We start from the raw sequence: 26,997 nt of genomic DNA on the forward strand, positions 1-26,997 counted from the left end.
CTGCGCAGATGTCCGGGGCCCCGGCGGGCGAGGAGTTACCGCCGGGGCGCCGTCGCGAGGTGTGCCGCGAGCACGTCACGCACGGTGGTCCACTCGTGGCCGCCGAAGCGGTCGTTGTCGATGTGCCGCAGTTGCGCCTGGCCACTGAACATATTGACGAAGTACTGCATGCCCTGCCAGGCGGGGAACGCTTCGTCGGGGTTCTTCGAGAAGCGCCGACCGACCTTGCTCATCGCCGACAGGGTCGCCGTCGTGCCGGCCCACTGCAGGCCGAAGGGCACGCCTGTCAGCTCGCTCATGGTGGTGGCGATCTCCCGGGCCGTCATGCTCGACCCCGCGACCTCGACCACCCGCGGGGCGTCGGGGTCGAGGGCCACGAGGGCGGCGACGCGGGCGACGTCGTCCTTGGTGGTGAAGTCGAGCACCTGGTCGGGGCTCGACCAGTACAGGACCTTGTGACGGCCGAACAGGATGAGCGGCGCGTCACCGGCGAGCAGTTCGGTGAACATGCCGTTCAGCACCGACGTCGCCCGGACGGGCGCCGCGTCGACGTCGGCGGCGAACTCGCGGCGAAGCTCGAAGTTGCGGTTGCTGCCCACGTCGATCGAGCGGTAGTCGGCCGACCAGTCCGACGGGATGAAGCGGGGCACGCCTGCCTCCACCGTCGCGGCGAGCAGGGCACGCTGCGCGTCGACGATCACCGATCGGGTGCCACTGACCGCCGAGACGACGACGTCGACGCCACGGGCCGCCTCGGTGAGGGCGGCGTGGTCGCTGTACGCCGCGACGACGACCTCGACCCGGTCGTCCGTGCCGAAGGGAGCAGCGCCCCTGCGGCCGGGACGGGTCAGCACGCGCACGCGGACGTCGTGCGTCAGGAGCTCGCGCAGGATGCGCTGGCCGAGATCGCCGGTGGCGCCGGCAAGAAGAACAGTGGTGGTCATGGTGTCTGGTCTCGATCTGTTGTGGCGTGATCGCGCACGCGGCGCGAGCGGTCGGGGGCGGCAACGGGGTGGGCCGACGCCGGAGGTTGGTCGGGGAGGCCCGACAGGACGTCAGCGACGCCCAGGGCCACGCGCGCGAGGAGGCGCCGGAGCGTGACCTGCTCGGCGGCGGAGAGGGGGCGCATGAGAGCCTCCTCGGTCGCGCGCAGCTTGCCGCGGGCCCGGTCGAGGAGGGCGAGTCCCGCCGCCGTCGGTCTCACTTGGCGCACGCGCCGGTCACGCGGATCGGGTTGCCGGTCGACGTACCCGCCCTGCTCGAGCGCGTCGATGACGTAGGTCATCTGCGTCTTATCGATGCCGAGGCGCTGGGCGAGCGCGAGCTGAGAGGTTGGCTCCTCCGTCGCGATGGCGACGAGCACCTGATAGCCGCGCGGTCCGCCGGGCACATCGGCAACGGCGCCGGTCGCCAAACGGGTGAAGCCGTCGAGCACGGCGGGCAGCGCCCAGCCGAGCTCGGTCTCGATCCCCTGCGCGCCCCAGTCGATCTCGGGCACATCGACGTCAGCGGGCGGCTCCAGGTGCGTCATGAGGAGATCGTACGTCATCGAGATCATCATGAGAGCCGATCATCTCTTATAGAGACGAATTACAAGGCCGACAACCGCCCCGCCCATCCCCCGCGAGACCCGGTGACGTCAACGCCCGCTCAGGCGTAGCAGCGTGGCATCCTGCCGCTCGCCCGCGCGAACCACTCGGCCACTACCGCGAACGCCTCCGCCAACTCCGGCGGCCCCACGACCTCCGGGCCCGCGTGTGGCGCGAGTGTGTCGGTGGTCGAATAAGTCCGCGGCCTCCCATCGCCAGAGGATCCCTACGCTCGGATCGTGCTCGACATGAGCGGTGGAGGTGGCGTCAGGCTACGGGCGATGTCGCCCGCTAGGTAGCCTCGGATCGTGCCCGATGTGACTGCCGCCTACTCGAGCCGCGCCGAAGAGTGCGCACTGAGGCTCGGGACGATGGATGCCGTTCATCCCGAGGATTGGAACTTCGTGGTCTCATGGGCGCTCTCGGTAGTCGGACGCACCGTTGATGCGGGATGCGGACCGGGTCAGTGGACGCACCACCTGTCGGGCCTAGGCGTGGACATAGCGGAATCGACCGCGTTCCCGAGTTCATCCAGCACGCCCGCTCGATGTATCCCTCGGCCCGATTCGGCCTCGGCAGCATCGAGGCGATCCACGAGTCGGACGGAGCACTCGGCGGCATCCTGTCGTGGTTCTCGATCATCCACTACAGCCCCTCCGACATCGGCACCCCGCTCGCCGAGTTCCACCGGACACTCCGCCGGGGCGGCACGTTGATGCTGGGCTACTTCGATTCGTCCAGGGGAGTCGAGCCGTTCGATCACGCGGTGGTTCGCGCATATCGGTGGCCCCTAGAGGGAATGTTGCGTGCGCTGGAGAACGCGGGATTCGTCGCAATTGACATCGCACGGCGCGCCGAAGTGGGGGAGCGGCCAGTGGGTGCGGTGTGGTGCGAAGCCCGCTGAGATGGCTCGGGCCCTCGCGATCGCGGCCGGTCTGACAACAGAAGCGCGCCGAAGCCGCGCCCGTGGGTTACGGTCGCACCGTGACCAGTCAACGTGTGCGAGAAGCCTTGGCGGAGTTCGTCGGACAACGCGATTGGGCACAGTTCCATACACCCGCCAACCTCGCGAAAAGCATCTCGATCGAGGCTGGCGAACTACTGGAATGTTTCCAATGGAGCGACGACGGGGATGTGGCGCGCGTCCGAGAGGAACTCGCCGACGTGGTGACTTATTGCACGCTGCTCGCCGAGCAATTGCACGTTGATTTGGACGAGATCGTCCTGGAAAAGCTGATCGCAACGCGCGCCAAGTACCCCGTCGACAAGTCTCGAGGTCGGAGCACGAAGTATGACGCCCTTTGAGATAGAGCACGTCGACTTCACGGGCTCGGCGGTATCTACGTGGGCGGCGAAAGACGAACGAACTGGCCGGTCGTCTATATTCTCGACAGCGCGGGGTCCTCGCGGTCGCCGTCCGTCTACGTCGGAGAGACGGTCAGCGCGGCGTCTCGGATGCGACAACATCTGCAGGCCCCCTCGAAGAGCGGATTTCGTCGCGCCCATGTTGTCATCGATGAGACGTTCAACAAGTCAGCCTGCCTCGACCTCGAGTCGCACCTGATCCGCTGGCTCGCCGGCGACGGACGTTTCACCGTCCTGAACGGTAACGAGGGCATCATCGATGCGCAGTACTACGAGCGAGAGCACTACCGCGAGACTTTTCGCGATGTCTTCGAGCAACTGCGTTCGAAGGGCATCTTCCAGCGCACGATCCCGGAAATCGAGAACAGCGACCTCTTCAAGCTCTCTCCGTTCAAAGTTCTGACTCGCGAACAAGCGATCGCCGTGGAGCAGATCGTCGAAGCATTTCTCGCCGATCTGGCGAGTGGCGCGCAGTCCACGAGCGTGATCCACGGCAACCCGGGCACCGGGAAGACGATCGTCGCCATCTACCTTGTGAAGCTCCTAGCCGACATTCGCGACTATGACGATGCTGACGAGATCGAGCAAGACTCGATCTTCTCCGAGTTCTTCGTGCCCGAGAACCGCGAGCTTCTCCAGGATGTCCGTATCGGCCTCGTCGTTCCTCAACAGTCGCTTCGGGAGTCCATCAGGAAGGTTTTCAAGAAGACTCCCCGGATGGACTCACGCCAAGTACTGAGCCCGTTCGACGTAGGAGCGTCATCCACTCCCTTCGACCTCTTGATCGTCGATGAAACACATCGCTTGAACCAACGAGCGAACCAGTCCTCGGGTGTGCGCAATCGACAGTTCATCCAGATCAACGAGACGCTCTTCGGCTCTGATGATCTCAACAAGACGCAGCTCGACTGGATCCAGACTCAAAGTAGTCACCGAATCCTCCTGATCGACGAACACCAGGCGGTCCGCCCCGCGGACCTCCCCCGAAACGTTCTTCACTCAGAGATCACCCGTGCGCAGAACACCCACAGGCGTTTCCCCCTCGCGCAGCAGATGCGTGTGCGGGCGGAGGCTGATTACGTGGGGTTCATGCGCGCCATGCTTCGAGGCGCGAGCACCGCAGGGAGCCGCCCGGATTTCGGCGACTACGATCTGCGTTTCTTCGCGAGCGTCGCCGAGATGCAGGGCGCCATCCGTGAACGCGAGAGCGAGGTGGGGCTGTCCCGCCTGGTCGCGGGGTTCGCCTGGGATTGGAAGACGCGAAACAAACGACCCGGCTTCGACTTCGCGATCGAAGAGATTGAATTCACCTGGAACCGAACGGACAAAGATTGGATCAACTCTCCGAGTTCGATCGACGAAGTCGGATCCATACACACTGTTCAGGGGTACGACCTGAACTACACGGGCGTGATCATCGGCTCAGATCTTCGGTACGACCCCGAAACCCGTGAAGTCATCGTCGACCGCGACGCGTACCGCGACAAGAAGGGCAAAGAACATCTACGGAAGCTGAAGCGGGAAACGACCGACAGCGACCTCCTGAACTTGATCCAAAACATCTACGCGGTGCTACTCACGCGGGGCGTGCTGGGAACCTACGTCTACGTCTGCGACCCTGCTCTTCGCGAGTACATCCGCGCAGCGCTCGCCTCCCCGGCGTCCTAGTCAGCTTCCTGTGCACGGATCGGACCGGCCAACGTGCCGCACGAAGAATCGCGCGCCATCCTCCCCCGCGAACGCTGGGACGCCCGTGTGCCCGCCCATGTTGGCGACGAGCCTCTTCTCGGTCGAGGCGAACGCGTCGAACAGGTCGAAAGCGGCCTGGCGGTCTTTGCCTTCGTCATCCCACTGCAGACGAACATGGATCGCGACGCCGACCCTCCGCGCCTCGTCCATCGTCGAGCGCGGCACGTAGCTTCCAGCGTAGAGACCCGCGGCCGCAATGCGAGGCTTGATCGCGGCGAGGCGGAAGCCGACGGCGATGACTCCGCCGGAGAAGCCGACACTTGTGCCGATCTCGGGCTGCGCGAGCACGGCATTCAGCGTGGTCTGCCAGTCGGGCTCCGCGGCGTCCGCGCGCCGCGGAGCGTGACGCGAGCGCCGCGCCGCCGGGCGACGCCGCTCACGACCGACGTGCCCTTCCCAGCGTCAGCCAGGCGATGAGCACGCAGACGAGAACCGTGGCCCCGAGGACGGCCGAGGCCAAGCGGGGATCGAGCGAGTCCGCGAGCACGCCGAAGACCGGGGCTCCGACGGGAATGCCGACGAGGAGGAAGACCGAGAACACCGCCGACACCCGTCCGCGGAGCTCCGCGGTCGCGCGAGCCTGGACCGTGCTGCCGGATTGCGTGACCAGCATCATCGCGGCGAATCCGGCCGCGACGAGGGTGATCATGTAGACGGTGATGTTCGGGCTGGCCAGTGCGAGGATCGCGAGCACTCCGACCCCGACGGCTCCCCATCGCACCAGGACGACCGACGTGCTGTTGCGCCAAGCGGCGACGAGGGCGCCCGCGATCGTGCCGACCGCGAGAGCCGTCGCGGCCAACCCCACCTGCTCGGGACCGGCATCGAAATCCTCGGTGAGGATCAGCGTCGCGAAAGTGACGAAGTTCGGTCCGACGAGTCCCCCCACGGCGGCGATGACGAGCACCTCGGGGAGAACCGGGTCGCGTCTGATGAACGCGAGCGCGGGTCCGAGCCCCTTCGACACGGATGCCACGGCCGCATGGCGCGACCCTCCCAGCGTCGCGAGGACGAGAGCGAATCCCCCGAACAGCGCGGCCCCCACGGCGAACGGCAGAACGAACCCCGTCGACGCCACCAGCACGCCCCCGACGGCGGGGCCGACGAAGCGCCCCAGCTGGAGGAAGAGGGCGTTGAGGCTGACGGCGTTGGCGATCCGACCCGTGGAGACGAGGTCGACGACGACGGCCGATCGCATCGTCTGCTCCATGAGGGAGCCGAGACCGAAGAGAGCGGCGAGGACGAGCACCGACGTGATCGAGGCGAGGCCGAGGGCGATGAAGACCGCTTGCGTCGTGGCGACGGTCATCATCATCAGTTCGCCGGCCATCAGCACCCGTCGGGGGCCGATGCGGTCGGCGAGCACCCCCGTCCACGGCCCGAACAGCAGCAGCGGGAGCGACTGGATCGCGAGCGTGATCCCCAGGAGCGCGCCGCTCCCGCCGGAAAGCTCGAGGATGAGCAGCGACTGCGAGAGCTGGATCATCCAGCTCCCCGTGTAGGCGAACTGCGCGCCGATCGCGTACCGGCGGAATCTCAGATCGGCGAACGACGAGAACATGCGCGCCAGAGCGGCGAGGAGCCCGCGACCGGCGGACTCCTCGCCGTAGGTGCCCTGGGTCACGGAAGGGGCACGGCCGCGAGCGGATCCGCGTCGAAGATCCGGCGCACCTGCGAGAGGTCGATCTCGGCGACGAGGATGCCGTCGTGGTCGTGCGCGAGAGGCTCCACGACATCCTGACCGTCGGGGCCGAAGATGTGCGTCGCACCACCGCCCACGCTGATCTTGCCGGCGCGTTCCGGCGTGTCCGAGTACCGCTGTGCGAACTCCTCGCCGATCACCTGCGTCGGCGCGACGACGAACATGCCGCCTTCGGCTGCGTAGAAGCTCGTCGCCCCCATGTTCACCTTGGCGCCCATCGACACGACCTCGGGAACCAGCCCGAACGCGGGCCACGCGGCCACGTGGATCTCCTCGCCGAGCCCGTACATCACGTGACGGAGCATCGGTCGCTTGTGCTCCGAGCAGTTCAGCGCGCCGATCGTTCCGATGCTCGTGTCCGTCACGACGAGGTTGGTCTCGGGGTCGCCCGGAGAGAAGAACGAACCCTCCACCGACGACGGCTTGAGCTTGCGGCGCGCGAGGACCGTCGCGCCGGTCTCGTCGATGATCCACTGCGCCATGTAGATGCGGCCGGCGTCATCGCGTTCGCTCAGACCGAGGACCACCTGGATGCCGTGCTCCGCCGCGGCATCCGCGATACGGACGTGCTCGGGCCCGCCGTACACCGCCGAGTTGGCGATGTAGTGCTCCCGCTGGTCGGCCTGCCATTCGTCCGTCCCCAGCCAGAGGAACACCGGGTAGCCCGGGAGCCACACCTCGGGGAACGCGATCAGGTCGGCGCCCGCGGCGGCGGCCTCCGCGATCAGTGTCAGTGTCTTCTGCGTCGTCGCCTCGAGATCGAACCACGCGGGCTCGCTCTGGACGGCCGCGACGGTGAATCGACGTTCGCTCATGGGGTGTTTCCTTTCGAAGCCGCGTCGAGGAGGCGGAATTCCGTCCTGCGTTCGCGTTGGCGGATGGGGTCGGGGACAGGGGATGCCATGATCAGGCGCTTGGTGTACTCCTCCGTCGGCCGGGTGGTCACGGCATCCGCCGGCCCGGATTCGACGATGCGGCCGGCTTCGAGCACGGCGACGTCGTGAGCCATGTGCCGCACCACGGCGAGATCGTGGGAGATGAAGAGGTACGTGAGCCCGAGTTCGCGCTGGAGGTCGAGGAGCAGGTTCAGCACGGTCGCCTGGGTTGAGAGGTCCAGCGCGCTCGTGGGCTCGTCGCAGACGATCAGCTCGGGGTCGACCGCCAGGGCCCGCGCGATCGCGATCCTCTGCCGCTGACCGCCCGAGAAGTCCCGCGGGAGACGCCGGGCGGCATCCGTGGGAAGGCCGACGTGATCGAGAAGACCCCGCACCTTCGCACCCGCGTCGACGGACGACAGGCGCTGGTGGAACTCCAGCGGCTCGCGAAGCGACTCCTCGATCGTCTTCGTCGGGTTGAGGGAGCTGTACGGGTCCTGGAAGATCATCTGGATGCGCGAGCTCATCTCCCGACGGGCCCGCGTCGCGATTCCGGCGAGATCGTTCCCCTCGAAGAGGATGCGCCCCCGTGCCGGGCGAACGAGCCCGACGACCGCGCGGCCGATGGTGGATTTCCCCGATCCGGACTCGCCCACCAGCCCCAGGGTCCTGCCGCGGGCGATCGAGAGGTTCACGCCGCTGACCGCGCGGTGCAGTCGGGTGCGCAGTCCCCGCCGCCGGTAGGTCACGTCGAGGTCCTGGATGTCGAGAAGGGCCGTCTTGTCGTTCATCGCGACTCCATCAGGGCGTTCAGGGTGGGCAGCGGGGTGAGCGGGGCACGTCCGTACGGGTTCGCCGCGAGAAGAGCACGCGTGTACGGATGCACCGGTGAGGCGAAGAGCTCCTCGACCGGCGCTTCCTCCACGACGGACCCGTTGCGCATCACGACGGCGCGATCGGCGATGTCGGCCACGACTCCGAAGTCGTGCGTGACGAGGACCAGCGCCATCCCGGTGCTCTCAGTGAGCGAGCGCAGAAGCAGCAGGATCTCCGCCTGCACCGTGACATCGAGCGCGGTGGTCGGCTCGTCGGCGATCAGCAGCGTGGGTTCGCCGGCGAGGGCCATGGCGATGCAGACGCGCTGGGCCATGCCACCGGACAGCTGATGCGGGTACGACGCGGCGACGCCCGCGGCATCCCGCAGGTTGACCTTCGTCAGGAGCTCCAGCACCCGCGCACGAACCTGTGGGCGCGGCACGATGCGGTGCGTCTCGAGGACCTCGCTGATCTGGCTGTAGACGGTGCGGACGGGATCCAGCGCGACCATGGGCTCTTGGCCGATGTAGGCCAGACGAGTCCCGCGGATCCGGTTGAGCTGCGCATCGGTTCGCCCGAGCAGTTGCTGCCCCTCGAATCGGATGCTTCCGCCGTCCACCTCGACGCCGCGAGGGATGAGCCCGAGGATCGCCATCGCGGTCATGGTCTTGCCGCTGCCGGATTCGCCGACCAGAGCCACGCGTTCGCCGGCTCGGACGGAGAGGTCGACCCCGTGGAGGATCGTGGCCCCGCCGTCGGTCGCGACGCGAACGGTCAGGTCTCGCACGTCCAGGACGCCGTCGGTCTCGCCCGACTCCCTGATGCGGAGCGGTCGCTTCCGCAGGGTCGGCCGCCACGGTGCTCCGGAGACCTGCGCTCCGCGGAGCCGCGAACGCAGGTGGTCGCCGATGACGGCGAACGAGAGCACCGTGAAGACGATGACGAGTCCCGAGGGGACCATGAGCCACGGCTGGCGGTTGATCGCGGCGCTCGCGTCGCTGACGAGTCCGCCCCAGCTGGGCGCGGGCGGCGGTGTTCCGAGTCCGAGGAAGTTCAGCCCCGACTCCGTGAGCATGGCGATGCCCAGGATCACGCTGGCCTGCACGAGAACCGGGGTGACGATGTTGGGTGCCACGTGCCGCAGGAGGATGCGATGTTCCGGCAGGCCCGAGACGCGGGCGGCGTCGACGTAGGCCTCGGCGCTGGCCGACCTCGCGGCATCCCGTGACAGTCGGTAGAAGACCGGGCTGGTGATGAGTCCGAACACGGCCATCGCGCTGTAGATGTTGCGACCGGTCATCGCCAGGATCGCGAGAAGCAGCACGATCACCGGCACGCTCTGCACCACGTCGAAGACGCGGGAGATCACCGTGTCGACCGCGCGGCTGGAGTACCCGGCGATCAGCCCCAGCGAGACGCCGATCACCGCGGCCACCAGGACCGCCTCCGCGGCGCTCAAGAGGCTCACCCGGCCGCCGTAGAGCAGACGGGAGAGGACGTCGCGGCCGAGCGCGTCCGTGCCGAGCGGATGCACCAGCGAGGGAAGCTGCATGGCGCTGGACAGGTCCTGCTGGACGGGGTCGTACCCCGTGAAGAGCGGCGCACCGAAGCACCCGACGACGATCACGACCAGCCAAAGGACCGCCAGCGTGAGACCGAACGTCGGACGCGGAAGGCGGAGGCGACGGGAAGCGGACGAGGATGCCATGAGGTCACCGCACTTTCGGGTTGAGCCAGGCGACGATGACGTCGCTGATGAGGTTCACGACGATCACGAGAAGAGCCATGACGAGCACGAGCGCCTGCATGAGCGGGAGGTCGAGACGGTTGACGGCCTCGAAGATGAGGCTGCCGAGCCCGGGGAGTCCGAAGACCTGCTCGATCACGACGACGTTGCCCAGCATCGTGATGAACTGCAGGCCGACGACGGCGATGATCGGTCCGGCCGCGTTGCGGAGGAGATGACCCCACACGATCGAGCGGGGGCTGATCCCCTTCGCTCTCAGCGTGCGCACGAACTCCTGGTTCATGAGGCCGAGCATCGCCGCGCGGGTCTGCAGCGCGACCGCGGCGGTGGCTCCGGCCGCCAGCGCGACGGCGGGAAGGATGATGTAGCGCGCCCACTTGCCCGGGTCGTCGAACAGGTCGGTGTAGCCCGACGGGGGAAGGACCCGCAACCAGATGGCGAACACGATCACGATGACGAGACCGAGCCAGAAGCCCGGCACCGACATGCCCAGGGTCACCACGACCTGCGCGATCCGATCGAGCGCCCCGCCCCGCACCGCGGCCGCCGCCCCCAGGGAGACGCCGACGAGGACGGTCAGGACGGTGGCGGCGCACGCGAGCGACAGCGTCACGCCGATGCGGCCCGCGACGACGTCTGCGACGGGCTGCGACGAGAAGTAGCTCTGCCCGAGGTCGCCGGTGAGGGCGGACCCGAGCCACTGCGCGTACCGTTCCCCGATCGGCAGGTCCAGGCCCAGTTGCGAGCGCAGGGCGGCGATCTGCTCCGCGGACGCGGACTCGCCCAGGATCGCCGTGGCGGGGTCACCGGGGAGGAACGGCACCAGGAGGAACGTGAGGAGCGAAACGACGAAGAGGATGGGGAGGGCGAGGGCGATCCGTCGCCCGATCACAGCGAGCATCGTGCCTCCTTTCGAGGAAGGGGTGGTGAGCGGAGGTCGGTCCGCTCACCACCCGGTCGTCAGGACGTGGGGGCGAACGAGTAGATCCAGGGGGTGCTCATCCCCGGCCAGATCTGGACGTTCACACCGGGGTCGGCGTAGGCGATCGTGTAGCCGTTGTAGATCGGCACGAACCAGGCTTCCTCGGTCAGGATGCCGTTGATCTCCTGCCACTTCTCGGCGGCATCCTCGGGCGTCGCCGTCGCGATCTGCGCGTAGAGGTCGCTGATCTCGGTGTTCTCCGACTTGAAGGGGTTCTGGAGCCCACCGGGGAAGAGGATGTTCGGCGCGAGCGAGAAGAGGTCGAGCTGGGCGTTCTGCAACGTGTACGCCGGGGTCACGCCCTTCTGGACGTCGGGGAAGAAGTTCGCCTGGGAGTCGTTGATCGTGACGGTCACTCCGATCTCGGCGAAGTACCCCTGGATCGCCTGGATGAGAGCCGTGTGGATCGGCGGGATCGTGATCGCCATCTCGAACCCGTCGGGGTACCCCGCCTCGGCGAGGAGCTTCCGCGCCCGGTCGGGGTCATACGTGTACGTGCCCTCGAGGGATTCGTCGTAACCGGCGGTCTGGGGTCCGAACCACTGGTCGGTCACCGTCCCGTAGCCGAGTGCGACGGTGTTGAGGATCGCCTCGCGGTCGATCGCGAAGTTCAGCGCCTGCCGCACGCGGACGTCACCGAGCGCGGGGAGCATCGTGCCGTCGCGGTCGGAGAGGACGATGCCGACGGTGTTCGTCTCCGCCGTGATGACGTTCAGACCCGCCGACTTCGCCGCGTCGGCCGTGTCGGCGGCACCGTAGGCGACCTGGACTTCGCCCGCTCGCACGGCGTTGAGCACCGCGTTGGCATCCGCGTACTTCTTGAATCGCAGCTCGTCGTACGGGAACGCGTCGGCACCGCCCCAGTAGTCCGGGTTGCGGACGAAGGTCCAGTGATCGCCGGTGAGCGATTCGGCGGCATCCAGGGTGTACGGCCCGGTGCCGACCGGCGCGGTCGCCAGGGTCCCGCCCTCGATCGCGGCGGGGCTGGCCATCATGCCCAGGTTCTTCGAGAGCGTCAGCTCGAGGGAGGGGTCGGGCGAGGAAAGGGCGAGCGACACGGTGGAGTCGTCCACGACCGTGACGGACGCGACCTTCGAGAAGAGGCTGGCGTCGGGGCCCGCGGCGCCGGCGACACGGTCGAGATTCTCCTTGACGGCTTCCGCGTTGAACGGGGTGCCGTCGCTGAAGGTGACGCCCTCACGCAGGGTCATCACGAACTCGAGGTCGGACGGACGCTCCCACGACGTGGCGAGGTTGGGTTCGAAACCGCCGTCGACCGTGTAGCGGATCAGCTGGTCGTAGACCGGCTGCAGCATCCACGGCGCGACGCCGGAGTCGGAGAGGATCGGGTCGTACGTCGTCAGCGGTCCGATGACGGCGATGCCCAGTTCGTCGGTTGCGCCGTCGGCGGAGCCGGTGGCGGAGGAGCCGGAGCAGCCGGCCAACAATGCGCCGGTCATGACGACGGCGAGGGCGGAGAGGAGAGTTCTTCGCACGCGATTTCCTATCGAGTCGGGTATTGCAAAGAGAACGGGAGTGGGCGGGTCATTCCTCGGGCAAGGGGGCGGATGCCGGTGCGCCGAGGTTCTTCTCGAGTCCGTAGGCGAGATCGAGAAGCATCTGCTCCGCATCCGGCTCCGTCGCCAGTGCGGTAGTGAAGTGCATGAGTCCGTCGGTGCCGACGCCGCCCGGGATCGCGAGCGCGGGGTACCCCGATTTCGAACTGAAGTAGGCCGCACCGCCGCCGGGGAACAGCACGACATCGACGGAGAACCGCTCGTGGATCCGCTCGAGGGTGCGACGCGTGCCGGATCGCTCGAGCTGCCAGACGTCGTCGCGGTGAGGTCGATCCCGCTCCAGGTCGACTTCGGCCGACCGGAGCAGATTGTCCGCGCCGTACGGCATCCGGGTGGATGGGTCGGCGAGGTAGTGGGCGACGAGCGAATCGAAGTCGTCGACTCCGGTCGGCGCCTGCACGCCGGCGAGGTAGGCGCCGATGTTCTCGCGAAAGTCGTAGGTGGGCACGGTGAGGTCTCCGTGGCCCCGCCAGGGGAGATCCTCGAGCAGGGGGACCAGGGTGGCGCCGGCAGCCCGAAGGTGTGCGAGCCGCTCGCGCCAGTGGGCCAGGTCCTCGCCGGAGACTCCCGCGAGCATCGGGATCCCGACCCTCAATGACTCCATGCGGCGGTCGTCGAGGCGCGAATGGAACTCGTCCGCGGGCTCGCGCACGATCGCCGACATCGTGGCCGCCAGGTGCCGCGACGAGAGCGACATGGGTCCCGGGGTGTCCTGACGCGGTGAGATCGGGACGACGCCGCGGACGCTGACCCGGCCCGCCGTGGGGCGGAGGCCGAAGACACCGTTCAGGCCCGCCGGATTCAGGATCGATCCGCCGGTGTCGGTGCCGATGGCGACATCGACGTACCCGGCCGCGACCGCGACGGCGGCACCCGAGCTCGAGCCGCCCGTCGACAGTCGCGGGTTGTGGGGGTTGAGCGGGCGGCCACCGAGTGCGCTGTAGCCCGCCGGTGCGGCGAACGTCACCCAGCCGGACAGTTCGAGCTGGGTGGTCTTGGCGACGAGCAGGGCGCCCGCGTCACGGAGCGCGTCGACGACGTCGGCGTTCCGCAGAGGCGCAGCGCCCTCGAGAGCGAGGGATCCCGTCGTGGTCGGAAGGCCCACGACGTCGATGTTGTCCTTGACGGCGACGGTCACCGCGCTCAGCGGCCCCTCGGGAAGGGCGGCCGGTCGAGGCGCCAAGGAACTGATCGCGTTCAGCCCGTTGTGGCCGCCGTCGAACGCGCGGATGCGACTCCGGGCCGCGTTCCATTTTTGCTCGCCGAAGGACGAAACCGGCGGTGCAATAGGCGTTAGGTTGATCACAAAAGCAGTAGACCACGCCGAATACGCGGGGATTTACTGCGGAAGCAAGACTTAATAGACGCGCAACGTCACGGAAACATGGCGAGTTTCCGGGCGAGGGGCCAGCGTATTTTGTGTCCAAACGTACCAATCTGGAGAGATTCGAGTATCGTGGCGTCCATGACCGACCCCTTCCATCGCAGCGTCTCGTTCGCGTCGTACAACCGCGCTGCCGCCATCGATCTGATCCGGCGGAGCGGGCCGCTCACCCGACGCGAACTGGCGGATGCTCTGGGGCTGTCACGCGCCGGGATCGCCACGGTCGTCGATCAGCTCGTGATGAGCGGCGCAGCCGTGGAGGAGCAGGGGGAACGAACGAAAGGGGGCCCCGGACGACCTCCGCGGCTGATCACCCTGGTCGAGGAGGGAGGCGCCAGCGTCCTCACCCTCATCGTGCGGCCTCGACGCGTCGAAGCGGCGCTCGTGTCGTCTGGTGGCGAGGTCACGGCGTCGAGGTCCGCCGAGATGCCCTTGAGTTCGGATGCCTCGGCCTCGGTGCGAGAGCTCATCGCCCTCGCGAAGACCGTGACGGCGGATGTCGAGCCGGGGCCGTCGGCGGCGGCACTCGTTCTGCCGACCCTCGTGCACGACGGTGGGCGCATCGACCATCACGGTGCGCGGGAACTGATGCCGACGTGGCTCGATGAGGACGTGGTCGGCTCCCTGGAACGCGAGCTCGGCCTGTCGGTGGACGTGGTGAACGAGACGGTCGCGGCTGCCGTGGGCGAGGCGGCGCTCGCGGGCACGGGGGTGGAGCGCTGCGCGATCTACGTCAAGGTCGGCGCCTCGGGCACCGGGATGTGCACCCTCGTCGGCGGTGTTCCGTTCGGCGGGGCCTCGGGCATCGCCGGCCAGCTGGGTCACATCAGCATCCGCGGACAGGGAGTGCGCTGCCCGTGCGGTCAGCGAGGGTGCATCGCCGCCGAGATCGACTACCAGGTGCGCGAGGAGATCGAACGGCGTCGCGGGCACCTCACGCGGTTCTCCGTCGAAGACCTCGTCCGCGAGGCGAAGGACGGCGAGCCCGCCACACGACGGTTCTTCTATGACATCGGCATCCAGCTCGCCCCCGCGCTGGGCGCGGCGATCAACCTTCTGCAGCCGTCCACCGTCGTCATCGGCGGGGATCTCGCGGACGGCGACACCGGCTTGCTCGCCGGTCTGGAGGGCGAGCTCTCCCTCTCCGTGCACCCCGGCATCGCGGAGGGACTGCAGGTGTCGGTCTCGCGCTTCGGCTCGATCTCGACCGCAGTCGGAGCCGCGTCGTTGATCGGTGGCCGTGCGCGGAGCCAGGGCCAGCGGAAGCCGGTCCTGCCGACGCCGGTTCCCGCGGGTGCGCCTTCGGAGTGAGCGACTCCACCCCGTAGAGTCGCGGCGTGCGCATCGTCGTCTGCGGGACCCATGCGAGCGGAAAGAGCACGCTGGTGGCAGATTTCGCCGCCCGGCATCCTCGTTTCGCCGTGCTGTCCGATCCGTTCGGACTCCTCGACGAGGCGTGGGACGCCCCTGGCCCCGCCCTGTTCACGGCCCAGCTGAAAGTCTCCGCGGCACGGCTGCATCCGGATGAGACCGCGAGCCCCTTCATCGCCGAGCGCGGCCCGATCGACTTCCTCGCGTACCTCCTGGCATGGGAAGAGCTGACCGGAGCCGAGGTTCCTCGCGACCTCCTCGAGCGTCTGATCGAGGAGACTCGGGATGCCATGGCCCGCGTCGACGTCCTCGTGGTGCTTCCCCTCACCCCCGCCGACGAGATCTTCGTCCACGCCGAGGAAGACCTTGCGCTGCGCGAAGCGATGAACGACATCCTTCTCGACCTCGTCGCCGACGACGGCGTGACCGGAGGACATTCGGATGTCGTCGAGATCACCGGCGACCGCGACCGTCGTCTCGCCGCGTTGGAGGCCGTGGTGGCGAATTCCGCACGCTGACGCGGAGTGCTTCCTATCCGGCGGGCCGCGCAACGGTCAGCGCGGCTCTTCAGCCCGCGAACGCCGGCTTTAGGACCTCTTCCGCAAACTGACGGAACGTCGTTGGGGTCGTGTTCTCGGGCGTGCGGGGCACGACGAGGTCGAGACCGTTCTCTTTCGCGGCATCCATGTCGATCATCGCCTGCGCGACGGCGTCCGAGAATCCGTAGCCGAGCAGGGTGTTCTTGGTCTCGTCGCGCGAGCCGCGCTCGTACCGGATCGGCGTGCCCAGCACCTCGCTGAGCGTCGTGGCCATTTCGGCGAGCGAGATGTCTGCGGCGCCCAGGACGGCCTCGGTGTCCTGCCCGATCCAGTCGTAATCGCGCAGCAGACGGTCGGCCACCTCGGCGATGTCTCGGGTCGCCACCGCGGGAAGCTCCAGGTCGGCGGGATGCGTGCCCGTCAGGACGCCCGCGCGCAGCGACGGGAGCTGACGCAACACGTTGTCCATGAACGACGGGTTCGCCAGCGCCCGCACGTGCACCCCGGTCGAACGGAAGAGGTCCTCCATCGCGAGCGACGCCGACACGTGACCCGCGTACAGCCCCGACCCGCGCCCGAGCGCCGACACGATCACGACGCGCTCCACCCCGTGTCGGTGCACCGCCTCCGCTCCCGGAATGCTCGCGGTCACATACGTGTCGAAGATGTCGGGCGCGGAGTGATCGGCCGGCATGAGCCAGAAGAGCGCGTCGGCGCCCGGGAGCGCGGCATCCAGGACTTCCCGATCGCGGTGCGAGCCCACCACGACCTCGACGCGCTCCCGGACATCATCCGGCAGCTTCGACGGGTCCCGGACGATCACGCGCACAAGCTCATCGTTCTCGAGCAGACGCGTCACGAGTTGGCGTCCGATGGTGCTGGTGGGGGCGGTCACGACGATCATGGTGGGGAGCTCCTCTTGTTCGGCGAGTTCGTAAGTAAACTACACCGTACCGTTTACTTCGGGAAGGACCCCATGGCACGTCGCGGCGACGTCCTGCGCGCGCACATCCTCGATTCCGCGAAAGCCCTCTTCCTCGAGAACGGCTTCGAGCGGACGTCGATGGATGCCGTCGCCGCCCGCGCCGAGACCTCGAAGCGGTCGCTGTACGCCCACTTCCCCACCAAGGACGTCCTATTCCTCGCCGTCATCGACCGTGTCGACGACCTCTTCCAGGGCCGCATGCGCACCCCCGCCGACTACGCCGACGACCCCGCCGAGGCCGTCACTCTCTTCAGCGCACGGTTCCTGCAGATGCTCGCGTGGGCGCCGATCCTCCAGACCTTCCGCCTCGCGGTCACCGTCGCCGATCAGTTCCCCGAAGCCGCCCGCCGCATCCACGCCGTCTTCTTCGAGAGCACGACCTCGACGCTGAGCGCCTACCTCACCGGCATCCGGGATCTGGACTCGTCCACCGCGACGACCCACGCGACTGCGATTCTCGGAGCCACCATCTCGCCTGCATTCGAGGAGATGCTGCTCGGCGTCCGCCCGACGACGGCGGAAGTCCCGGATGCCAAGACCCTGAGCTCCGACGTCGACCTCGACGCGATCCGGCAGGTGGTCGAGGCGCGGCTCGCGACCGTGTCCGCGCGCTGACGCGTCAGCTCGTCAGGTGCCGGACGAAGAACCGCCCGGCATCCTCCCCCGCGAACGCCGGAACGCCCGTGTGCCCACCCATGTTGGCGACGAGCGTCTTCTCGCTCGAGCCGAACGCGTCGAACAGATCCAGCGCCGCCTGACGGTCGTTGCCCTCGTCATCCCACTGCAGAAGAACATGAATCGGGATGCCGATCCCCCGCGCCTCGTCCATGGTCGAGCGCGGAACGTAACTTCCGGCGAAAAGCCCCGCGGCCGCGATGCGCGGATCAGTCATGGCGAGGCGGACGCCGACGGCGATGACTCCGCCGGAGAAGCCGACCCTCGTGCCGATCTCGGGCAGCGCGAGCACGGCATCCAGCGTGGCCTGCCAGTCGGGCACCGCGGCATCCACGAGCGGGAGGATGAACCGGTCGATCACGTCAGCGCTCGGCTTCTCGCCCGCGGCGAGCGCGGCGCGCAGGTCGGTTCGCGCCAGCTCGGCTCCGGGAAGTGGGGGGCGATCGCCGGTACCGGGGAGTTCGATGGTCACCGACGCGAACCCGTCGGCAGCGGCGGCCTCGGCGCGGGCTTTGAGCCGCGGATACATCCGGCGCGTACCGAATCCGCCGGGCTGGTTCAGCAGAAGGAGTGGCGCAGGGGATGCGGGGGTGGCGGTCGGTGGCATCCAGAGGATGCCGGTGAAGCCGTTGAGGCTGAACTCGCGCTCGAGAACGCCGTCGCCGAGCGGGATGTGTGAGGTGACCTGCATGGTCGCGCCTTTCGGAAGCACAGAAGAAGTGGTGCTCCCGGGCGACCTACCGCCCGACCGTGACTCCGCGAAGGAGCACCCACGTCGATTCGTTCACGGGGACCACCTCCTCAGGTTTCGGCACGGATGAGTGAACACTACTCCCGGGGCCTGGTCCGTGTCGGTGGTCGGGAGTACGGTCGGCGCCATGAAACCGGACGAGCTCTTCCTTCACTCCGATGCCGCGCTGCGCGAGGTCATCGACCAGATCGATCCCGCCGACTTCTCGGCCCCGGTGCCGGAAGGGTGGAGCGAGCTCGAGTCGCCGACACTGCTCGGTATCCTCGGCCGGCACGCCTACGACGAGGCCTGGATCCCCGACGTGATCGCCGGCCGCGCGGCCGCCGACGGCGACCCGTACGCCGACGCCGACCTCCTGGGCGACGACCCGATCGCCTCCTACGACGCTCTGAACGACGCTGCGACGGCCGCGGTGCGCTCGGGCGACTTCGCCGAAACCTTCCGATTCATCTACGGCGACTATCCCGCCGACGACGGGTTCGCGCACCTGTCGATGTATCGCGCGTTCCAGGCGTGGTCGATCGCGAAGCACTTCGGCATCCCGTTCCACCTCTCCCCCGAGCTGATCGCCGGGCTCAACGAGCACGTCGCCCCGCACGCCGACGAATGGCGACAGTGGGGCGTGTTCCCTCCGGCGATCGAGCCGCCCGCGGCTGCCGATGACGAGACGCGGCTGCTGTGCGCGGTGGGGTTCTGGGTGGAGTAGTCGGGGTTGTCGCGATCGGGGCGCTCCGCGTCCCACGGCGGCCCTACCGCAACGGGCGACTGCGAGGATTGGCCCCATGAGCGATTCGCGCGAAGCACGTGCAGAGCAGCGGCGCCAAGACGGCTCCAACGACGCGGCGGTCGAGGAAGAGATCGAGGTCGAATTCGAGGAGGTCGTCGGCGAGGGCGCGGAGCGGCTGCACCGGACCTTCCGCGCGACCCTCGTCACCGGATTCCTGGGCGGGGTCGAGGTCGGCGTCGGTGTGCTCGTCTACCTCGGCATCCTCCACGAGACGGGCGATCATCTCCTGGCAGGACTCGGCTTCAGCGTCGGCCTGATCGCCCTGCTCCTCGCACACAGCGAGCTCTTCACCGAGAACTTCCTCATGCCGGTCGCCGCGCTCGTCGCCCGCGAGGGCACCGCGATGCAGATGCTGAAGCTCTGGGGCGGCACGTTGGTGTCCAACCTGATCGGCGGATGGCTGATCATGGCGATCACCGTCGCGGCCTTTCCCGACTGGCATCCGGTGCTCGCCGAAACCGCCCAGCACTTCGTCGACGCGCCCCTCAGCCTCGAGTTCGCGGCTCTGGCGATTCTCGGAGGTGCCGTCATCACGCTCATGATGAGGATGCAAGCCGGCACCGAATCCGAGCCCGCGAAGATCGTGGCGGCCGTCGTCGGCGGATTCATCCTCGCCGGCTTCCAGCTCTTCCACTCGATCCTGGATTCGCTGTTCGCCTTCGGCGCGATCATCAGCGGCGCACCGATCACCTACCTCGACTGGCTGCTGTGGTTCCTGCCCGTTCTGGGCCTGAACCTCGCAGGCGGGCTCCTGCTCGTCACCCTGCTGCGCATCGTACGGACGGGCGAGCTGTTCAAGCTCCGACGCCGCAAGAACGAGGAACGCAATAACGGCTAGGGCGCGCCGGATCCGTGTCCGGCGTGCACGCGCTCTCCTTGCGGCCCGAAGATGCTGAGGACCTCGGCGTCGCCCTCTCCGTCGCTGCCGAACCAGTGCGGAACGCGGGTGTCGAACTCCGCCACCTCCCCGGCATCCAATGTCATGTCCTTCTCCCCCACGATGAGACGCATCCGCCCGGTCAGCACGTACAGCCACTCCGTGCCCTCGTGCGTCTTCAGCCGAGGAACGGCATGGGAGCGCGGGATGACGATCTTCCAGGCCTGCGGCATCCCCGGTTGGTGAGCGAGCGGCACGACGGTGCGGCCATTCACACGGCGAGGACGAAGACGGATGCGAGGGTCGCCGCTCTCGGGGGCACCCACCAGGTCGTCCAAGGGCACGTGGTACACCCGGGCGAGAGGCAGGAGGAGTTCCAGGCTGGCGCGGCGCTGCCCGTTCTCGAGACGGGAGAGCGTGCTGGTCGACACGCCCGTTCGATCCGACAGATCGGCGAGCGTCATGCCCCGCGCCTCCCGCAACGCCTGCAACCGAGGTCCGACGCCATTCAGGACGACACGGACGTCCGCGCTCTTCATCCGATCCACGCTCCCATCTAACGCCGCCCATCCCGGTTTCGGCAATGAAATTTGCGGGTTGTAAGGTCGGCGATCGAAGCTGGCGTCCATGAAGATACGCGCGCTTGCAACCCTCGGTCTGGCTCTCGCTGTCCTCAGCGCCTCGGTGGGCACGAGCGTGGCGAACGTCGCGCTCCCCGACCTGGTCAGCGCGTTCACCGCGACCCCGGCACAGGTGCAGTGGGTGGTCGTCGGCTACTTGCTGGCCATGACGGGGGTCAGTATCACCGTCGGCGCCCTCGGCGACCGGTGGGGACGACGACGGATCCTCCTGGTCGGGATCGCCGTGTTCACCCTCGGGGCCGTGGTGGGAGCCCTCGCGCCCACACTGCCTGTGCTCATCACGGCGCGCGTCGCCCAAGGAGTGGGAGCAGCCGCCATGACAGCGCTGCCCCTCGCACTCGCTCGCGACGTCACCGCAGACGGTCAGACCGGGCGCATCATGGGGGTGCTCGGCACCACGTCCGCCATCGGCACGGCACTGGGTCCCGCTCTCGGCGGCACCCTCATCGGGTGGGGCGGCTGGGCGGCCGCCTTCTGGATGATGGTTCCTCTGGGAGCGGCATCCCTGCTGCTCGCCACCGCCCTTCCCTCGTCCGACACCACGCCTCGTCCGCGCGGCCGCTTCGACATCAGCGGAAGCGTTCTGCTCACAGCCGGCGTCGCCACCTACGCGTTCGCGCTGACCTCCCCCGGATCGAACTGGCCCACCGCGCCGTTGCTCCTCGGCGCGGTCGCGCTGCTCGGCGGCTTCGCCGCCGTCGAAAGACGCGCGGCGCACCCCGTTCTGCCGCTCGCGACTCTGCGCCACCGCTCGATCACCACCGGCATGATCACGAACGTCCTCGTTGCGACGGTCATGATGTCGACGCTCGTCGTCGGCCCCTATGCCCTTCACAACGGACTCGAGCTCTCCCTCCCCCTCGTCGGTCTCGTCATGTCGGTCGGTCCCGTGACCTCCGCGGTCAGCGGCATCCTCGCCGGGCGGCTCGTCGACCGCACCACGCCCGCCGTCATGATCACCGCGGGTCTCGCGCTCGTGACCCTGGGCGCCGCATGCCTCGCCCTCCTGCCCTCGTGGTGGGGGGTCGTCGGCTACATCGTCGCGCTCATCGTCCTCACGCCCGGCTACCAGCTCTTCCTCGCCGCGAACAACACTCACGTCCTCAGCGACACCGACCCGGCCCACCGCGGCAGGATCGCTGGCGCGCTGGGGCTCTCCCGCAACCTCGGACTCATCACCGGCGCCTCCGCGATGGGTGTCCTCTACGCTGCCATCGACGCGGGGATGGATGCCGCATCGACCGGGTCACTCAGCGCGATGCGCGCGACGTTTCTCGTCGCCGCGCTGCTGGCCGCGATCGCCACCGCCGTCTCGCTCGTTCCTTTCGCGAACAGAAGAACGTTGACACGATGACCCCGGAAACAGTTAAGTGATTAACGAAATGGACAGCTTGCCCCCGCGAGCCTGCTGCTCTGGCGCTCGGGAGCCTGGGGCGCTCCGCCCGACTTCGCCGTCATCGCCACCTGGGTGGCGTTCGGCTATTTCGTGCTCGGCATCGCGCTGAACGCGATCTCCCGCAGCCGGCCGGAACGCCTCGTGATGACACCCACCTGCGTCGCACTCGCGGTGTGCAGCCTTCTCGAGGCGTTGTCCTGACGACGCCGCGCTGAGCCGCGCAATCAGATCGGGGCGAGACCTCAGAGATCACTGCTCATGCTCACCGAGTGAGGAGGCGAGCCGCGACGCGTCGGGGTCGTCGCGGATCATTCCGACCGAGGTTGCGCAGGCATCGCCGCGCCAGGCCTCCAGCCCCTCGCGAACCGCGAAGGTAGCGATCACGATGCCGGCGATCGGGTCGGCCCACCACCAGCCGAAAAGGCTGTTCAGCAGAAGGCCGATCAGAACAGCAGCCGAGAGATATGTGCAGATGAGGGTCTGCGCGGAGTCCGCGACGGCCGTGGCAGACCCGAGCTCCCGTCCCGCGCGGCGTTCGGCGAGCGAGAGGAACGGCATGACGACCACGCTGAGCGCGGTGATCGCGATCCCCACCGGAGAGTGCTCGACTTCAACCCGAGCGAGAAGCGCGAGGACGGAGCTCGCCGTGACGTAGGCCGCGAGAGCGAAAAATGCGATCGCGATGACGCGCAGCGTGCCCTTCTCCCAGCGTTCGGGGTCGCGGCGGGTGAACTGCCAGGCGACGGCGGCGGCAGAAAGCACTTCGATCGTCGAGTCGAGCCCGAAGCCCACGAGCGCGGCCGAGGAAGCGACGGTGCCGGCCGTGATCGCGACGACCGCCTCGACGAGGTTGTAGCCGATCGTCGCGAAGACGATCCACCGAATCCGGCGCTGAAGGACGAGCCGGCGGTGATCGATGGGCGCGTGCGTGGCGCTCATGCGCAGCGGCAGTTCTCGCCGGCGCAGCATCCGGGCTCGACGTACAGCACGACGCGCAGGAGCTCGTCCAGCGCCGGCGCCAGGTGCTTGTCGGCCAATCGATACCAGGTGCGTCGCCCCTCGGGAATCGACTCGACGAGCCCGCAGCCGCGAAGGCACGCGAGCTGATTCGACATCACCTGCCGTGAAACTCCCAATGCGTCAGCCAGATCGGAGGGGTATGCCGGCGCTTCCCTCAGCGCGAGCAGGACACCGGCCCGTGTCGGGTCCGAGAGCGCATGGCCGAGTCTGGCTAGCGCGGCGGTGTGCGTGACGGTCGCGGTCATGGTCGGCATAGCCGTTACAGTACACGGAACGCTGAACCCACTTCGTCCCACCCGCGCCACAGGGCGGCACCGGCGGCCCGAGCACGAAGAAGGGGCCAACGGTTGCCCGTCAGCCCCTCGTCGATGTGCGCGCTCGGCGTCACCGAGGCTCAGTGCTCGTCGTAGTGCTCACCGTGGGAGGCGTGCTTGTGCCCGTCGTGCACGTAGTCGACGTGATCGTCGTGCGGAACGGTCTCGTGTCCGCAGTCCGCACCATGGGCGTGGTCTGCGACCGTGTGCTCGGCGACACTCTCGTGCTCGTCGTAGTGGTCGCCGTGGGCCGCGTGGTGGTGCGTACCGTGCACGTAGTCGACGTGGTCGTCGTGCTGGACCGCCTCGTGGCCACAGTCGGTTCCGTGCTCGTGCTCGGACACCGTGTGCTCGGCGTGAACCTCAGTCGTGCTCATCAGATCTCTCCTTTGTCAGAGGCGTCCTCTTCGAGGACGTGAGTGATCGCGTCGTCGACGACGTGCGCGATGTGGTGATCCGCGAGCTGGTAGATCGCTTCACGCCCGGCGCGTGACACGGTTACGATTCCCGCCTGCCGCAGCGTCCGAAGGTGCTGCGACACCAGCGGTTGCGACATCTCACTGCGCTGCACCAGCGCGCTCACTCCCGAGGGCTCCGAGGCGAGCAGCCGGACGAGATAAAGGCGCGACGGCGATCCGAGAACCTTGAACAAGGCCGCCGTTGCTTCTAACCCCGCTTCGCGTTCCACCTGATCAGCACATCACAACACATAAACAAATCGCAATACGTGCATGCACTTGATAACGATGATCGGAAGCGGCACGCGGGACCTACGTCAACGCGCCGGGTGCCGTGCGAGCGCGCGACGGGGGTGAACTCAGAGCGACGTCACATCCCCGGCGCCATATCCGCGAACCGCGAATAGTGCCCCTGGAACGCCACCGTGATGGTGTCGGTGGGCCCGTTACGGTGCTTCGCCACGATCAGGTCCGCCTCGCCGGCGCGGGGGCTGTCCTTCTCGTACGCGGCCTCGCGGTGCAGGAGCACCACCATGTCGGCATCCTGCTCGATCGAGCCCGACTCACGCAGGTCGGACAGGGCCGGCTTCTTATCGGCACGCTGCTCGGCACCACGGTTCAGCTGCGACAGCGCGATGACCGGAACCTGCAGCTCCTTCGCCATCAGCTTCAGCGCACGCGAGAACTCACTGACCTCCTGCTGACGCGACTCGACGCGCTTACCGCTCGTGAGCAGCTGCAGGTAGTCGATGACCACCATCTTCAGACCCTCGCGCTGCTTCAGACGACGGCACTTCGCACGAATCTCGACGAGCGTCATGTTGGGGCTGTCGTCGATGAAGAGGGGAGCGTCGTTGATACGACCGCGCGTGGCGGCCACCGTCGTCCAGTCGCGCGAGTCGAGGGTTCCCTTGCGCATGCTCTGCAGCGGAATCGCGCCCTCGGCGCTGAGCAGACGCATCGCGATTTCGCTGCGCCCCATTTCGAGCGAGAAGAAGATGGTCGGCATGTTCGCCTTGACCGCGGCGGCACGGGCGAAGTCGAGCGCGAGCGTCGACTTACCCATGGCGGGGCGCGCGGCGATCACGATCATCTGACCCGGGTGCAGACCGTTCGTCAGCTGGTCCAGCCCGGCGAAGCCGGTCGGGATGCCGGTCATCGACCCGTCGCGACCACGGGCGGCCTCGATCTCGTCGACCGCGGCATCCACCGCCACCGTCAGGGGCACGTAGTCTTCGGCGCTGTCGTCGCCCGAGACGTTGTAGATCTCGGCCTGCGCGCTGTTGACGAGCTCGGTCGGGTCGCCCTCGCCCGCGTAGCCCATCTGCACGATGCGGGTGCCCGCCTCGACGAGACGCCGCAGCAGCGCACGCTCGGCGACGATCGACGCGTAGTAGCCGGCGTTCGCGGCCGTGGGCACGATCGAGGTGAGCGTGTGCAGGTAATCGGCACCACCGGCGCGCTGCAGCTCGCCGGTCTTGATGAGCTCGTCGGTGACGGCGACGACGTCGGTCGGCTCACCGTGCGAGTAGAGGGTGAGGATGGCCTCGAAGATCAGCTCGTGCTTCGGCACGTAGAAGTCGGGCCCTCGGAGCGTCTCGATGACGTCGGCGACCGCGTCCTTCGAGAGCAGCATGCCGCCCAGCGCGCTCTGCTCGGCGAGCATGTCGTGCGGCGGGGTGCGCTCCGACCGGGGCTTGGACCCCCCGAGACGCTCGTCGGCGATGTCGGCAATCGACACAGGCACTCCCTCTCCGTTTCGGACGCACGCCCCCGTGGGCCGATTCGCGCACAGAAAGCGCACGGAACAACTCGGCATCACGATCTCGGGACAGCATCGAATCACCGACCTCCGACATCGGCGACCCTGCGCTGACGCGCTGCTCCGATGGGATGCACCCACGCTAAGGACGACCCCTCCTCCACGCAAATGACCCTGTGGATAACTCTGTGGACAGCTTGCGAGAAACGCCGCGATTGCTGTGCACAACTCCTGTGGACAACTCCGTGGATGATGTGGAATCTCTTTCGTGAATCACCCCACGACCGGGCATTTATCTGTCCACAGGAAACCTGTGCGAATCCTGTTTGAAGCCCTGGTTGAAGGTTCCGGACTTGACAAAAAGGTGTGTACAACCCGGTGGAGAACGGGGACCAGGAGCTACTGGCAACCCCGCCTCGTGTCAAGTCACATTCACCCGCGGCGTGTCGCTGCGTTACGCAGTGTCCATCTCCCGATAGCTGCACGTTTGCTGTGACTCTGTCCTCCTCCGGCTCCGAGGCGTAGAGTCGCGCGTCATAGATCAACGTCGATCGACTTTGGGGAGTCAGACATGGATGCCGCGGCCCGGCGGAGCGCGATACCGGCGCTTCGTGCGCTCGGCCTGGCGTTCCTCGCGGCCCTCGCGGGGGTCCTCCTCTCGCTCACGTTCTCCACCTCGTCAGCATCGGCGAACGACGAGCCCGGCTCAGGCCTCCTCGGCGCCGTCTCGCACACCGTGAACGAGACCACCGGCGCGGTCGGCGGAGTCGTCGACACCGTGGCATCCGTCGTCCAGGCCGTCGAGCCGGTGACGGCTCCCGTCGTCGAGGTCATCCCGGAGCCCGTGAGCGAACCCGTCCGAACGATCACCGAGAGCACCGTGGATGCCGTGAACGCGGTCGTCGAGCGCGTCGATGAGACCGCGACGAGCGCGGTCGACACCGTTGCCGACACGGTCTCGGACGTCGCAGCCTCACACCTCGTCGGAACGGTCGTGGACCCTGTTGTCGACACCGTGGTCTCGGTTCCCGTGGTCGGCGACGTCGTGTCGGGGATCGGCCTCGACGACGTCCTGACCGGGGTGGTCGACACCGTCGACGAAACCGTCCCGACGGTCGTCGGAACCGCGCCCTCCACCAACCCCCTGCTGCCGCCCCTTCCCGGCGGCGGCCACCCGGCGCTGCCCACTCCCCCGGGCAACGGCGTCGAGCCGGCCACGCCCGCCGAGCCCGGACCCGGCGCCACGCCGACCGAGCAGGCGGTCCCTGTCGCGCCCGAGCCGGGAGCACCCGCGTCGGCGCCCCTCCTCGCGGCGAGCGCCGCGAAGCCCGCCACGACCGATGCCGTCCGCGCGGCCGACGCGGCCTTCGCCGCGGCCACCACCACCGTCCCGGTCGAGAGCTCCGTTCACAGCACGCCACTCCCCGCCGAGGCGCCCGCCACGTACGGCCTGGGCGATGGCATCCCGGGCTCGGCTTCGGCATCCCTCTCGTCCGGCGGCACCGGCCCGACGGCCGCACGCCTTGACGACCGCACAGGGTCGCCGACCTTCGTTCTTCTCTTCCGCAGCGCACCCGTCGACGACGATCTCCCCGGCGCTCCCACCTTCGCCACCGACGTCTCCCCTGACTGAGG

28 protein-coding genes are annotated in these 26,997 nt (G+C 68.0%); 10 read left to right on the forward strand and 18 right to left on the reverse strand.

What is annotated here, in order from left to right; all coding sequences use genetic code 11:
• Positions 1–35: 35 nt before the first annotated feature.
• Entirely contained in the window at positions 36–944 is a 909-nt protein-coding gene (locus tag AC3WLZ_RS16845; protein WP_492470858.1) for an NmrA family NAD(P)-binding protein, read from the reverse strand.
• Positions 941–1,549: a MarR family winged helix-turn-helix transcriptional regulator gene (locus AC3WLZ_RS16850; RefSeq protein WP_492470859.1), complete on the reverse strand. Its 609-nt coding sequence runs from the start codon at positions 1,547–1,549 to the stop codon at positions 941–943. The genes AC3WLZ_RS16845 and AC3WLZ_RS16850 overlap by 4 nt, the downstream gene beginning before the upstream one ends.
• A 587-nt stretch (positions 1,550–2,136) precedes the next feature.
• On the opposite strand from AC3WLZ_RS16850, the gene AC3WLZ_RS16855 reads away from it, so the two are divergent.
• The 3 genes from AC3WLZ_RS16855 to AC3WLZ_RS16865 all read left to right on the forward strand — a co-directional run bounded on the left by AC3WLZ_RS16855 (position 2,137) and on the right by AC3WLZ_RS16865 (position 4,622).
• A complete protein-coding gene (locus tag AC3WLZ_RS16855) occupies positions 2,137–2,493 on the forward strand; it encodes a class I SAM-dependent methyltransferase (protein WP_492470860.1) in 357 nt (118 codons plus the stop codon).
• An 80-nt stretch (positions 2,494–2,573) separates the two neighbouring features.
• Positions 2,574–2,894, forward strand: a complete 321-nt coding sequence (locus tag AC3WLZ_RS16860) for a nucleotide pyrophosphohydrolase (RefSeq protein ID WP_492470861.1) — start codon at positions 2,574–2,576, stop codon at positions 2,892–2,894.
• Positions 2,895–2,933: 39 nt separating this feature from the next.
• A complete protein-coding gene (locus AC3WLZ_RS16865) occupies positions 2,934–4,622 on the forward strand; it encodes a DNA/RNA helicase domain-containing protein (protein ID WP_492470862.1) in 1,689 nt (562 codons plus the stop codon).
• Here the strand turns inward: AC3WLZ_RS16865 and AC3WLZ_RS16870 are convergent, their stop codons facing one another.
• The 8 genes from AC3WLZ_RS16870 to AC3WLZ_RS16905 all read right to left on the reverse strand — a co-directional run bounded on the left by AC3WLZ_RS16870 (position 4,623) and on the right by AC3WLZ_RS16905 (position 13,585).
• Entirely contained in the window at positions 4,623–4,991 is a 369-nt protein-coding gene (locus AC3WLZ_RS16870; RefSeq protein ID WP_492470863.1) for a hypothetical protein, read from the reverse strand.
• A gap of 88 nt (positions 4,992–5,079) precedes the next feature.
• Complete coding sequence (locus AC3WLZ_RS16875; RefSeq protein WP_492470864.1) at positions 5,080–6,327, reverse strand: MFS transporter; 1,248 nt, start codon at positions 6,325–6,327, stop codon at positions 5,080–5,082.
• Entirely contained in the window at positions 6,324–7,220 is an 897-nt protein-coding gene (locus AC3WLZ_RS16880; protein WP_492470865.1) for a nitrilase-related carbon-nitrogen hydrolase, read from the reverse strand. Before AC3WLZ_RS16880 ends, AC3WLZ_RS16875 begins: the two co-directional genes overlap by 4 nt.
• The gene (locus AC3WLZ_RS16885; RefSeq protein ID WP_492470866.1) at positions 7,217–8,071 is read right to left on the reverse strand and encodes an ATP-binding cassette domain-containing protein; all 855 of its coding nucleotides are present in this window, start codon (positions 8,069–8,071) and stop codon (positions 7,217–7,219) included. The genes AC3WLZ_RS16880 and AC3WLZ_RS16885 overlap by 4 nt, the downstream gene beginning before the upstream one ends.
• Positions 8,068–9,804 (reverse strand): ATP-binding cassette domain-containing protein, encoded by a 1,737-nt coding sequence (locus AC3WLZ_RS16890; protein WP_492470867.1) that lies wholly within the window; start codon positions 9,802–9,804, stop codon positions 8,068–8,070. The genes AC3WLZ_RS16885 and AC3WLZ_RS16890 overlap by 4 nt, the downstream gene beginning before the upstream one ends.
• A gap of 4 nt (positions 9,805–9,808) precedes the next feature.
• A complete protein-coding gene (locus AC3WLZ_RS16895; protein ID WP_492470868.1) occupies positions 9,809–10,744 on the reverse strand; it encodes an ABC transporter permease in 936 nt (311 codons plus the stop codon).
• 59 nt (positions 10,745–10,803) lie between these two features.
• Positions 10,804–12,321 (reverse strand): ABC transporter substrate-binding protein, encoded by a 1,518-nt coding sequence (locus AC3WLZ_RS16900; protein ID WP_492470869.1) that lies wholly within the window; start codon positions 12,319–12,321, stop codon positions 10,804–10,806.
• A 49-nt stretch (positions 12,322–12,370) separates the two neighbouring features.
• A complete protein-coding gene (locus AC3WLZ_RS16905; protein ID WP_492470870.1) occupies positions 12,371–13,585 on the reverse strand; it encodes an amidase family protein in 1,215 nt (404 codons plus the stop codon).
• 282 nt (positions 13,586–13,867) lie between these two features.
• On the opposite strand from AC3WLZ_RS16905, the gene AC3WLZ_RS16910 reads away from it, so the two are divergent.
• Positions 13,868–15,097, forward strand: coding sequence for an ROK family transcriptional regulator (locus AC3WLZ_RS16910; protein WP_492470871.1), 1,230 nt, complete (start codon positions 13,868–13,870; stop codon positions 15,095–15,097).
• A gap of 74 nt (positions 15,098–15,171) precedes the next feature.
• Positions 15,172–15,675, forward strand: a complete 504-nt coding sequence (locus AC3WLZ_RS16915) for an AAA family ATPase (RefSeq protein WP_492470872.1) — start codon at positions 15,172–15,174, stop codon at positions 15,673–15,675.
• 49 nt (positions 15,676–15,724) lie between these two features.
• Here AC3WLZ_RS16915 and AC3WLZ_RS16920 read toward each other — a convergent pair whose 3' ends face one another.
• Positions 15,725–16,600, reverse strand: a complete 876-nt coding sequence (locus tag AC3WLZ_RS16920; RefSeq protein WP_492470873.1) for an NAD(P)H-binding protein — start codon at positions 16,598–16,600, stop codon at positions 15,725–15,727.
• Between the two features lie 72 nt (positions 16,601–16,672).
• Here AC3WLZ_RS16920 and AC3WLZ_RS16925 point away from each other — a divergent pair, with 72 nt between their 5' ends.
• Entirely contained in the window at positions 16,673–17,296 is a 624-nt protein-coding gene (locus tag AC3WLZ_RS16925; protein WP_492470874.1) for a TetR/AcrR family transcriptional regulator, read from the forward strand.
• Between the two features lie 4 nt (positions 17,297–17,300).
• Here AC3WLZ_RS16925 and AC3WLZ_RS16930 read toward each other — a convergent pair whose 3' ends face one another.
• Positions 17,301–18,047, reverse strand: coding sequence for a dienelactone hydrolase family protein (locus AC3WLZ_RS16930; protein ID WP_492470875.1), 747 nt, complete (start codon positions 18,045–18,047; stop codon positions 17,301–17,303).
• A gap of 187 nt (positions 18,048–18,234) precedes the next feature.
• Between AC3WLZ_RS16930 and AC3WLZ_RS16935 the strand changes: the two genes are divergently transcribed.
• Positions 18,235–18,813, forward strand: a complete 579-nt coding sequence (locus tag AC3WLZ_RS16935) for a hypothetical protein (RefSeq protein ID WP_492470876.1) — start codon at positions 18,235–18,237, stop codon at positions 18,811–18,813.
• 76 nt (positions 18,814–18,889) lie between these two features.
• Positions 18,890–19,732: a formate/nitrite transporter family protein gene (locus AC3WLZ_RS16940; protein ID WP_492470877.1), complete on the forward strand. Its 843-nt coding sequence runs from the start codon at positions 18,890–18,892 to the stop codon at positions 19,730–19,732.
• Here AC3WLZ_RS16940 and AC3WLZ_RS16945 read toward each other — a convergent pair.
• Positions 19,729–20,310 carry a helix-turn-helix domain-containing protein gene (locus tag AC3WLZ_RS16945; RefSeq protein ID WP_492470878.1) on the reverse strand — a complete coding sequence of 194 codons (582 nt, stop codon included), beginning with the start codon at positions 20,308–20,310 and terminating at the stop codon, positions 19,729–19,731. The genes AC3WLZ_RS16940 and AC3WLZ_RS16945 overlap by 4 nt on opposite strands.
• Positions 20,311–20,398: 88 nt before the next feature.
• Here AC3WLZ_RS16945 and AC3WLZ_RS16950 point away from each other — a divergent pair, with 88 nt between their 5' ends.
• A complete protein-coding gene (locus AC3WLZ_RS16950; protein WP_492470879.1) occupies positions 20,399–21,766 on the forward strand; it encodes an MFS transporter in 1,368 nt (455 codons plus the stop codon).
• 291 nt (positions 21,767–22,057) lie between these two features.
• On the opposite strand, the gene AC3WLZ_RS16955 is transcribed toward AC3WLZ_RS16950, so the two are convergent.
• The 5 genes from AC3WLZ_RS16955 to dnaB all read right to left on the reverse strand — a co-directional run bounded on the left by AC3WLZ_RS16955 (position 22,058) and on the right by dnaB (position 25,341).
• Positions 22,058–22,747 (reverse strand): cation efflux transmembrane domain-containing protein, encoded by a 690-nt coding sequence (locus tag AC3WLZ_RS16955; protein ID WP_492470880.1) that lies wholly within the window; start codon positions 22,745–22,747, stop codon positions 22,058–22,060.
• A complete protein-coding gene (locus tag AC3WLZ_RS16960) occupies positions 22,744–23,082 on the reverse strand; it encodes an ArsR/SmtB family transcription factor (protein WP_412926073.1) in 339 nt (112 codons plus the stop codon). The genes AC3WLZ_RS16955 and AC3WLZ_RS16960 overlap by 4 nt, the downstream gene beginning before the upstream one ends.
• A 140-nt stretch (positions 23,083–23,222) precedes the next feature.
• Positions 23,223–23,519, reverse strand: coding sequence for a hypothetical protein (locus tag AC3WLZ_RS16965; protein ID WP_492470881.1), 297 nt, complete (start codon positions 23,517–23,519; stop codon positions 23,223–23,225).
• Positions 23,519–23,830, reverse strand: coding sequence for an ArsR/SmtB family transcription factor (locus tag AC3WLZ_RS16970; protein WP_492470882.1), 312 nt, complete (start codon positions 23,828–23,830; stop codon positions 23,519–23,521). The genes AC3WLZ_RS16965 and AC3WLZ_RS16970 overlap by 1 nt, the downstream gene beginning before the upstream one ends.
• A 140-nt stretch (positions 23,831–23,970) precedes the next feature.
• Positions 23,971–25,341, reverse strand: a complete 1,371-nt coding sequence (gene dnaB, locus AC3WLZ_RS16975; protein WP_492470883.1) for a replicative DNA helicase — start codon at positions 25,339–25,341, stop codon at positions 23,971–23,973.
• Between the two features lie 592 nt (positions 25,342–25,933).
• On the opposite strand from dnaB, the gene AC3WLZ_RS16980 reads away from it, so the two are divergent.
• A complete protein-coding gene (locus AC3WLZ_RS16980) occupies positions 25,934–26,995 on the forward strand; it encodes a hypothetical protein (RefSeq protein WP_492470884.1) in 1,062 nt (353 codons plus the stop codon).
• Positions 26,996–26,997: the final 2 nt, after the last annotated feature.

Source organism: Microbacterium sp. FW305-3-2-15-F-LB2, from assembly GCF_058787255.1.